Genomic DNA, 6,776 nt, shown 5'->3' with positions numbered 1-6,776 from the left:
CAAAAAGCCGAAATCACCGACCCGGTTCACCACGAAAGCCTTGATCGCAGCCGCATTCGCCGACGGCTTCTGATACCAGAAGCCGATCAGCAGATAGCTCGCCAGACCGACGCCTTCCCAGCCGAAGAACATCTGCACGAGGTTATCCGACGTCACCAGCATCAGCATCGCGAAGGTAAACAGCGAGAGGTAGCCGAAGAACCGCGGCCGGTTCGGGTCCTCGTCCATGTAACCGATCGAATAGAGGTGGACGAGTGAGGACACCGTGTTGACGACGACCAGCATCACGGCGGTCAGCGTGTCGACGCGTAGCGCCCAGGACACTTGAAGATCGCCCGAAGTGATCCACGGGAACAGCTCGACCCGGATATCGTGATGCCCGAAGCCGACGTCGACCAACGTCCACCAGGACAACGCGGCGGCAACCAATAAAAACCCGGTCGTGACCAGTTCGGCAGCGCGTGAACCAGCGGCCGGCGGCTCGGCGGCGTGGTGGTCGTCATGACCGTGATCGTCGCCATGGTCAGCGTGGGCGTCAGCCGCATGCACGTCGGCGCCGTGCGCATCGTCATGATGCTCGACCTCGTCGCCGCTGGGGTTTCGCGCATGCGCGCCAACGATCGAGATGGCTCCCGCAATGATGGCGCCGAGCAACGGCAGGAAAACGATTGCCTGGATCATGTGGGCATTCCCTTGCGCATGATCTCCGCGCAAACGCATTTCGCGTTTGCCGCGACGGAAAACCGGTCCCCACTTTTCCGGATCATGCGTTAACCCTTCATCAGATTGACGTCTTCAACCGCGATCGAACCACGATTGCGGAAATAGACGACGAGAACAGCAAGCCCGATCGCGGCCTCCGCGGCCGCGACCGTCAGCACCAGAAGCGCGAACACCTGACCGACGATATCGCCGATGAAGGTCGAGAACGCCACGAGGTTGATATTGACGGCGAGCAGGATCAGCTCGATCGACATCAGGATGACGATGATGTTCTTGCGGTTGAGGAAGATGCCGAGGATCCCGAGCGTGAACAGGATGGCGCCGACCGCGAGATAATGCCCAAGACCGATCGTCATTGCACCCACTCCGCCGCGTCCGCGTCCTGCAGGCCCTGCCCGGAGGCCACCTTGCGCAGGCTCATGGCCAGTTCGGGCGTCCGCGCATTCTGCACATTGATGTCCTGCCGCTTGACGCTGACCCTGTGGCGCAGCGTTAGCACGATGGCGCCGATCATCGCCACCAGCAGCACCATGCCCGCCAGCTGGAAGTAATGGATGTACCTGGTATAGAGCACAAGGCCGAGCGCTTCGGTGTTGCTGACATTATTGGGGATCGCCGCGGTGATCGATTTGGCGACGCCGGGATTGATCACCCAGCCGCCCGCGACCAGCAGCAGTTCGGCGAGAAAAACCGCTCCGATCACCAGACCGATCGGCAGATATTCGAGAAACCCTTCGCGCAGTTCGGTGAAATCCACGTCCAGCATCATGATCACGAACAGGAACAGCACCGCGACCGCGCCGACATAGACCACGATCAGGATCATGGCCAGAAACTCGGCGCCCATCAGCACGAACAGGCCAGAGGCGTTGACGAAGGCCAGGATCAAAAACAGCACGGAATGCACGGGATTGCGCGACACGATGACCATGACCGCCGAGGCCACGCAGATGCCGGCAAACAGATAGAAGAACAGCGCGGGAAGGATCATTTCATCCCCTCAGCGGTACGGCGCGTCGAGTTCGATCGATTTCGCAAGCTCCCGCTCCCAGCGGTCGCCATTGGCGAGCAGCTTCGCCTTGTCATAATAGAGTTCCTCGCGCGTTTCGGTCGCGAACTCGAAATTCGGTCCCTCGACAATGGCGTCGACCGGGCAGGCTTCCTGACACAGGCCGCAATAGATGCATTTCACCATGTCGATGTCATAGCGCACGGTACGGCGGGTGCCGTCATTACGGCGTGGTCCGGCCTCGATGGTGATGGCCTGCGCCGGACAGATCGCCTCGCACAGCTTGCAGGCGATGCAGCGCTCCTCGCCGTTGGGATAGCGGCGCAGGGCGTGTTCGCCGCGGAAGCGCGGCGAGATCGGTCCCTTCTCGAACGGATAGTTCAGCGTCGGCTTCGGCTTGAAGAAATAGCGCATGGCGAGAAAGAACGCCGATACGAATTCCGACAAGAGAAGCGAGCGGGCGGTGGCGTTGATATTGACACTCATGGTGACCTCATTGCGGGGCGATCCCCGCGAAATGCAGCACGCCGGCGACGACAACCACCATCGCCAACGATAACGGCAGGAACACCTTCCAGCCGAGCCGCATCAACTGATCGTAGCGGTAGCGCGGCACGATTGCCTTCGCCATCGCAAACAGGAAGAACATGAAGAATAGCTTGAGCGAAAACCAGATCACGCCGGGCACCCAGGTGAACGGCGGCACCGCGAGCGGCGGCAGCCAGCCGCCCAGGAACAGGATCGTAGCCATCGCACACATCGTTGTGATCGCGACATATTCGGCGAGCATGAACAGAAGATACGGGGTCGATCCGTATTCGACCATGAAGCCCGCAACCAGTTCGGATTCGGCCTCCACCAGATCGAACGGCGGACGGTTGGTCTCCGCCAGCGCCGAGACATAGAACACAACGAACATCGGAAACAGTGGCAGGAAATACCAGTTCAGCACCGTCAGCCAGGGCAGTCCGATCAGGCTTCCGAGCCCCCGGCTGTTTTGTGCCTCGACTACCGCCGACAGGTTGAGCGATCCCGCGCACAGCAGAACGGTGATCATGACAAAACCGATCGAGACTTCGTAACTCACCATCTGCGCCGCTGAGCGAAGCGCGGCCAGGAAGGGATATTTCGAGTTCGACGACCAGCCAGCCATGATGCCGCCGTAGATCGACAGCGAAGAGATCGCGAAAATATAGAGCACGCCGACGTTGATGTCGGAGATCACCCAGCCGAGATTGGTTGGGATCACGGCCCAGGCTGCCAGCGCCAGCACGCAAGATACCAGCGGCGCCAGCAGGAACACCCCCTTGTTAGCGCCGGAGGGAATGATCGGCTCCTTCAGCACGAACTTCAGGAAGTCGGCAAAGGACTGCAACAGGCCCCAGGGGCCGACCACGTTGGGTCCGCGCCGGATCTGCACCGCCGCCCAGATCTTGCGATCGGCCAACAGGATGTAGGCGATCGCGATCAAGAGCACCACGAGCAGCAGCACGCTTTCCGCGACCATGACGATCAGCGGCCACAGGAAGCCAGTCCAGAATTCGCTTGCGAACATAGCCATCAGGTCACGCTCACTCCGCTGCCGTCAGCATTTTCCCGGAAGCCAGCCGGGAGCATTCAGCCATCACCGCCGAGGCGCGCGCGATCGGATTGGTCAGGTAAAAATCCTCGACTGATGGCTTGAATGGTGTTTTCTCGACGCTGCCGCCCTTGCCAGCCAGCGTCCTGATATCCGCCGCGTCGCCGGTCTGGATCTGATCGACGCGCATCAGATGCGGCACCGCCTTGAACATCGCCTGCCGCAGCGCGGCAAGGGAATCGTAGGCAAGCTTTTTGCCCAACACCTCCGACAGCGCGCGGATGATCGCCCAGTCCTCGCGCGCTTCCCCCGGCGGGAATGATGCGCGGTTGGCCATCTGCACCCGGCCTTCGGTGTTGACGTAGATACCTGATTTTTCAGTGTAGGCCGCGCCAGGCAGGATCACGTCGGCGCGATGCGCGCCACGATCGCCGTGGCTGCCGATGTACACCACGAACGTTGAGTCGGGCACCTTGGTCTCGTCAGCGCCGAGCAGGAACAGGACGTCAAGCGTTCCGAACGTCGTCATTTGCGCCGCGTTGAGGCCGCCCGCGCCCGGAGCGAAGCCGATATCGAGCGCGCCGACGCGCGAGGCCGTATCGTGCAGTACGGCAAAGCCGTTCCAACCGTCCTTGACCACGCCGAAGTCGAGCGCGAATTTTGCGAGTAGAGCCAGGACTTCCGCCGCGTCATGCCGCGCGGCGACGCCGGTCCCAACCAGCACAAGCGGATGTTTCGCGGCCTTCAGCACATCGGCAAAGGAATGCTTGCCGGCGGCCAGTTCGCCGAGCGAATCGGTACCGGCGCCGAGATAGTCGTACCCATAAGTGAGATCGGCCCGGGCGCCGATGACGCCGATCTTGAGCTGGCCGCTGCGCCAGCGCTTGCGGATCCGCGCGTTAAGGACGGCGGCTTCCTTGCGCGGGTTCGACCCCACGATCAGAAGCGCGTCGGCCTGGTCGATACCGGTGATCCCCGGATTGAAAATGTAGCAGGCGCGCCCGCTCTTCGGGTCAAAACCGTCGCTGCCCTGGACCGCGAGATTGGACGAACCGCATTTTGCCAAGAGCTCCTTGAGCGCGAACATCTCTTCCACCGCGGCGAGATCGCCGGCGATGGCCCCGATCCGTTTGCCGTCGATGCGGCTGGTTTTGGCCGCGATGGCCGCGAATGCCTCGGGCCACGAAGCGGCGCGGAGCTGGCCGTTTCCCCGGATGTAGGGACGGTCGAGCCGCTGCGTCCGCAGGCCATCGATCACGTGGCGGGTCTTGTCGGAGATCCACTCCTCGTTCACCGCCTCGTTGACGCGTGGCAGGATGCGCATCACTTCGCGGCCTCTTGTATCGACCCGGATCGCGGAGCCGACGCCGTCCATCACGTCGATCGACTGGGTCTTGCCGAGTTCCCATGGCCGCGCCGCGAACGCGTAGGGCTTTGCGGTCAAGGCGCCCACCGGGCAGATATCGACCAGGTTACCCTGCAATTCCGAGGTCAGCGCCGATTCGAGATAGGTGGTGATTTCCATGTCCTCGCCGCGGCCGGTCGCGCCCATCTCCGGGACGCCGCAGACTTCGGCGGCGAAGCGGACGCAGCGCGTGCATTGGATGCAGCGGTTCATCGAGGTCTTGACCAGCGCGCCGAGATATTTGTCCTCGACCGCGCGCTTGTTTTCGGCAAACCGGCTGGTATCGACGCCGTAGCCCATCGCCTGGTCCTGCAGGTCGCACTCGCCGCCCTGGTCGCAGATCGGACAATCCAGGGGATGGTTGATCAGCAGAAATTCCATCACGCCTTCGCGCGCTTTCTTCACCATCGGCGAGCGGGTGGAAATTTCCGGCGGCTCGCCCTTGGGCCCCGGACGGCAATCGCGCACGCCCCAGGCGCAGCTGGCGACCGGCTTCGGTCCGCCTTTCACCTCAACCAGGCACATCCGGCAATTGCCGGCGATCGACAGCCGTTCGTGGTAGCAGAAACGCGGGATTTCCGCGCCAGCGGCCTCGCAAGCCTGCAGCAGCGTATATTCCGCGGGAACATCGATCTCTTTGCCGTCGATGATGAGTTTTGTCATCAGAGGCCGTCCCTCAGCATCAAAATTAGTGACAAGGCGAGCGCAAAAGCTGTGAAAGCCAGTAAAGCTCCAGCGACACGCAAAAACCTACTCCATCGGCCCGGTGGAGCGATCCACGGGGCAAGACCGAGCGCCATAACTCCGATCAAACAATCGATCGTCGCTGCCGCACCCTGAGGATGGTTGCGCCATAGGGTGAAGCCGTAGAGCCAAGCGCCAATCAGTCCACTTACTATCGTCCACCGCAGCCAAGTCGGAAAGAGGTGAAAAGACACGGTCATCACTCCGCCGCAACCATGTTCACGGGATCGCGGATGCCGGCGTCATCGACATCCGCTTTCCGCGAATACTCGTCGATGCGTGCTTCGATCTCGTGGCGAAAATGCGCGATCAGACCCTGGATCGGCCACGCCGCGGCGTCGCCGAGCGCGCAGATGGTGTGGCCCTCGACCTGCTTTGTCACCTCCAGCAGCATGTCGATCTCGCGCTTGTGGGCGCGGCCCTCGGCCATCCGGGTCAATACCCGCCACATCCAGCCGGTTCCCTCGCGGCACGGTGTGCACTGGCCACAGCTTTCGTGCTTGTAGAAATAGGAAATCCGCGCGATCGCACCGATCAGGTCGGTCGATTTGTCCATCACGATGACGGCGGCGGTGCCGAGGCCGGAGCGCAGTTTGCCGAGGCTGTCGAAATCCATCGGGGTGTCGATGATCTGTTCCGCCGGCACCATCCGCACCGATGAGCCGCCGGGGATCACGGCCTTGAGATTGTCCCAGCCGCCGCGGATACCGCCGCAATGGCGCTCGATCAGTTCGCGGAACGGAATCCCCATCGCCTCTTCAACGTTACAGGGACGTTCGACATGGCCGGAAATACAAAACAGTTTTGTACCCACATTATTGGGCCGGCCGATCGCCGCAAACCAGGCCGCGCCGCGGCGCAGGATGTCCGGCGCGACCGCGATCGATTCAACGTTATTGACCGTGGTCGGGCAGCCGTAGAGACCGACATTGGCCGGGAATGGCGGCTTCAGCCTCGGCTGGCCCTTTTTGCCTTCGAGGCTTTCCAGAAGCGCGGTCTCTTCGCCGCAGATATAGGCGCCGGCGCCGTGGGTGACGTAGAGGTCGAAGGGCCAGCCATTGACATTGTCCTCGCCGATCAGTTTCGCCTCATAGGCTTGATCGACCGCGGCCTGCAGGTGTTCGCGCTCCCGGATGAATTCGCCGCGCACGTAAATGTAGCAGGCATGCGCGCCCATCGCGAAGCTCGCCAACAGGCAGCCCTCGACCAGAAGGTGGGGATCGTGCCGCATGATCTCGCGGTCCTTGCAGGTGCCGGGTTCGGACTCGTCGGCGTTGACCACGAGATAGCTCGGCCGGCCGTCGGTGGATGCCTTG

General features: G+C 62.1%; 7 protein-coding genes. All 7 read right to left on the bottom strand.

Features of this window, described 5'->3' with window-relative positions; all coding sequences use genetic code 11:
• On the bottom strand, positions 1–681 hold a 681-nt coding region (locus ABSG20_RS25800), incomplete at its 3' end, for a proton-conducting transporter transmembrane domain-containing protein (protein WP_423867317.1).
• An 89-nt stretch (positions 682–770) separates the two neighbouring features.
• On the bottom strand, positions 771–1,079 hold the full coding sequence (gene nuoK / locus ABSG20_RS25795) for an NADH-quinone oxidoreductase subunit NuoK (protein ID WP_423867316.1): 309 nt from the start codon (positions 1,077–1,079) through the stop codon (positions 771–773).
• Entirely contained in the window at positions 1,076–1,714 is a 639-nt protein-coding gene (locus ABSG20_RS25790; RefSeq protein WP_423867315.1) for an NADH-quinone oxidoreductase subunit J, read from the bottom strand. The genes nuoK and ABSG20_RS25790 overlap by 4 nt, the downstream gene beginning before the upstream one ends.
• A gap of 9 nt (positions 1,715–1,723) precedes the next feature.
• A complete protein-coding gene (gene nuoI / locus ABSG20_RS25785) occupies positions 1,724–2,218 on the bottom strand; it encodes an NADH-quinone oxidoreductase subunit NuoI (protein WP_092507830.1) in 495 nt (164 codons plus the stop codon).
• A 7-nt stretch (positions 2,219–2,225) separates the two neighbouring features.
• Positions 2,226–3,293: an NADH-quinone oxidoreductase subunit NuoH gene (gene nuoH, locus ABSG20_RS25780; protein WP_423867314.1), complete on the bottom strand. Its 1,068-nt coding sequence runs from the start codon at positions 3,291–3,293 to the stop codon at positions 2,226–2,228.
• A 10-nt stretch (positions 3,294–3,303) separates the two neighbouring features.
• Positions 3,304–5,379: an NADH-quinone oxidoreductase subunit NuoG gene (gene nuoG / locus ABSG20_RS25775; protein WP_423867313.1), complete on the bottom strand. Its 2,076-nt coding sequence runs from the start codon at positions 5,377–5,379 to the stop codon at positions 3,304–3,306.
• A gap of 280 nt (positions 5,380–5,659) precedes the next feature.
• On the bottom strand, positions 5,660–6,776 hold a 1,117-nt coding region (gene nuoF, locus ABSG20_RS25770; RefSeq protein ID WP_423867312.1), incomplete at its 5' end, for an NADH-quinone oxidoreductase subunit NuoF.

Source organism: Bradyrhizobium sp. (assembly GCF_049512235.1).
GTDB lineage: Bacteria > Pseudomonadota > Alphaproteobacteria > Rhizobiales > Xanthobacteraceae > Bradyrhizobium.
Note: the sequence above shows the minus strand (reverse complement) of the source record. Positions and strands in the feature narration are given on the sequence as shown.